At 44.9% G+C, this 3,065-nt stretch carries 4 protein-coding genes; all 4 read left to right on the top strand.

Translation table 11 applies throughout. The annotated features are described in order from the left end of the window. Positions 1-525 (top strand): endolytic transglycosylase MltG (gene mltG, locus AB4653_RS08930; RefSeq protein ID WP_372103887.1); only part of this gene is annotated, 525 nt, incomplete at its 5' end. Positions 526-535: 10 nt separating this feature from the next. Then, on the top strand, positions 536-1,168 hold the full coding sequence (tmk, locus tag AB4653_RS08925) for a dTMP kinase (RefSeq protein ID WP_009848981.1): 633 nt from the start codon (positions 536-538) through the stop codon (positions 1,166-1,168). A 6-nt stretch (positions 1,169-1,174) separates the two neighbouring features. Further along, positions 1,175-2,140 carry a DNA polymerase III subunit delta' gene (locus tag AB4653_RS08920; RefSeq protein ID WP_009848982.1) on the top strand — a complete coding sequence of 322 codons (966 nt, stop codon included), beginning with the start codon at positions 1,175-1,177 and terminating at the stop codon, positions 2,138-2,140. Beyond that, positions 2,131-2,898, top strand: a complete 768-nt coding sequence (locus AB4653_RS08915) for a TatD family hydrolase (protein ID WP_009848983.1) — start codon at positions 2,131-2,133, stop codon at positions 2,896-2,898. The genes AB4653_RS08920 and AB4653_RS08915 overlap by 10 nt, the downstream gene beginning before the upstream one ends. Positions 2,899-3,065 lie beyond the last annotated feature (167 nt).

Here is a 3,065-nt window from a genome sequence, read left to right as displayed (position 1 = left end):
ACGTATCACTACACCTATGGCACAACGGATTTAGATTTGTTGAAACGCGCCCACCGAGATCTAATGAACGTGGTCAATGATGAGTGGGAAAACAGAGCCGATAAGCTGCCTCTTAAATCGCCGTATGAAGCTTTAATTCTTGCGTCTATCATCGAAAAAGAGACTGCTGTCGCTTCTGAGCGTGAGCGTGTGTCTTCTGTGTTCGTTAACCGCTTGAACAAGCGTATGCGTTTGCAAACTGATCCAACGGTTATCTACGGCATGGGTGCTAGCTACAAGGGTAATATTCGAAAGAAAGATCTACGCACACCAACGCCGTACAACACCTATACAATGAGCGGTTTACCGCCAACACCGATCGCGATGGCGGGTAAAGCGTCTATCAACGCGGCTCTGAATCCAGAGAAGAGCAACTACCTGTATTTTGTTGCGAGTGGAACGGGCGGTCACGTATTTTCAAAGAGTTTGACTGAGCATAACCGTGCAGTACGAGCTTACTTAAAGCAATTAAGAAAAAACAAATAAAGAAAGAATTATGAATCAGTCGAAATTTATCGTGGTTGAAGGCCTTGAAGGTGCTGGCAAAAGTACAGCAATCAATGCCATCGTTGAGACATTGAAAACAGCCGGTGTCGCTGACATCGTTAATACTCGTGAACCCGGTGGTACCGTGCTTGCCGAGAAGATGCGCTCGTTGGTCAAAGAAGAACACGAGGGCGAGAAGCTTCAAGACATGACTGAGTTGCTGCTGATGTACGCAGCGCGTGTTCAATTAGTAGAAAACGTCATCAAGCCTGCACTAGACAGTGGTAAATGGGTGTTGGGTGATCGCCATGATATGTCATCTCAAGCTTATCAAGGTGGTGGTCGTCAGATCGCACGCACTACGATGGAATCACTGAAAGAAACCACGCTAGGCGGTTTTAAGCCAGATTTAACACTATATTTGGACCTAGACCCTAGAGTCGGGCTAGAGCGTGCTAGAGGTCGTGGTGAGCTTGATAGAATCGAAAAGATGGACATCTCATTTTTCGATCGCACGCGTGAGCGTTACTTAGAAATTGCAGGGCAAGACGATTCTGTACTCGTGATTAATGCACAGCAAGAGCTTGAGCAAGTAGCCGCTGATATTAAAGTCGCGCTCAGTGCTTGGCTCAATAAACAGTAGGTAGTCATGGCTGAAGTGTATTCTTGGCTCACACCGGTATGGAGTGAGTGGAAAAAAAGTCTCGATGCAGAACGTTTTCCTAACTCTGTGATCGTTAATGCGCCTGAAGGGCTTGGTGTGGAAGCGCTGGTTAGCCAACTTACCGATGCATTGATGTGTGTTAATTACGAAAGTGAAGCGTGCGGATTTTGCCACAGTTGTGAACTGATGAAGTCGGGGAGTCACCCGGATTTCCATGTGATCGAACCTGAGAAAGAAGGTAAATCGATTACCGTTGACCAAGTGCGTGCGAGTAACCGCTGGGCTCAACAATCGTCACAGTTGGGTGGCTTGCGTGTCATTTTGCTGAGTCCGGCTGAAGCGATGAATGAATCGGCGTCTAATGCGCTGTTGAAAACACTGGAAGAACCTGCGAGTAATTGTATTTTCATCCTTTCAACGCGTAACAGTAATCGCTTAATGCCAACTATTCTTAGCCGTTGCCAGCAATTTAATGTGGTGTGTCCACAATTAGATGCAGGATCGGCATGGTTAAATGGAGAAGTCGGTAAAACGGTTCCTCAGTACATACTGACATTGAACGACAACGCCCCCCTGAAAGCGAAAGCAATGTTTGATCAAGGTGGCGTCGAAGCTTCAACAAAAGCGCTCGATGGCTTTGTGAATGTGATAAAAGGCACTCAACCCGACATGCTGAAGTTCTCTACAGAGCTTAGCAAAGACCCTTTGATTCAACTTAGCTGGCTTTGGCATTTATTGTCAGATGTACAAAAGCTGCATTTTGGTTTAGCTAATCAGGCTATCATTCCGAGTGCGAAAGCACTGTGTGAGGTGATGTCTTATCAAAGTGCTTATGCAGCGTCGAATAAACTGCTGATATTGATTGAGCAGTTCAAGCTACACCCTGGGCTCAATACGGAGCTACTCATAATGAATTGGCTGATAGCCACTTGCGAGGAAACATGTTCGTAGATTCCCATTGTCATTTAGACAAACTGGATTACCAAGATTTACACACCAGCGTAGAAGACGTGGTTAATAAAGCGAAAGCAGCCAACGTTGACCAACTGCTTTCTGTCGGTGTGACGTTGGATTCGTTTGAAAACATGCTTGAGATGATCTCGCCGTTTGATAACGTTAAGGCTTCGTGTGGCGTTCACCCTCTCGACGTAGAGAGCGACTTCTGTTTAGACAGAATGCGTGAGTACGCGAGCAACCCTAAAGTGGTGGCGATTGGTGAAACTGGCCTAGATTATCATTACCAACCAGAGACTGCAGAGCTACAACAGCTCAGGTTCAAGCAGCACGTTGAGTTGGCTGTTGAGCTTAATAAACCTTTGATCATCCACACGCGTAACGCGCGTGAAGATACGTTAGCTATTTTACGCGATGGTGGAGCAGAGAAGTGTGGTGGTGTGATTCACTGCTTTACTGAAGATCAAGCGTTCGCTGAAGCGGCAATGGAATTAGGTTTCTATATCTCGATCTCAGGAATTGTGACCTTTAAACAAGCCACAGAACTTAAAGACGTTGTGAAAAACCTACCTCTAGATAGGTTGCTGATCGAAACGGATTCGCCATATTTGGCGCCAATTCCATATCGTGGTAAAGAGAATCAGCCTGCATATGTAGTCGAAGTTGCGGCTTATATCGCCCAGTTAAAAGGGGTATCAATGAAAGAGGTTGCTGAACAAACGACCAAAAATTACCAAAAACTTTTTTTGCGATAGAAATCTAACTAAACAAACAAAAGGGAGCGAAAGCTCCCTTTTTGTGTTTTTGATCACCAAAAATGCGTTTTTTTTTAATGTTTACGGAATATGTTGAACTTGAGAGCGTGAATTGCAACATTTGTAATTTTGTTACTAAAAATAACATTACCCTCTATTTTATTTAC

This window comes from Vibrio sp. 10N.222.48.A3 (assembly GCF_041475345.1).
GTDB lineage: Bacteria > Pseudomonadota > Gammaproteobacteria > Enterobacterales > Vibrionaceae > Vibrio > Vibrio tasmaniensis_A.
Note: the sequence above shows the minus strand (reverse complement) of the source record. Positions and strands in the feature narration are given on the sequence as shown.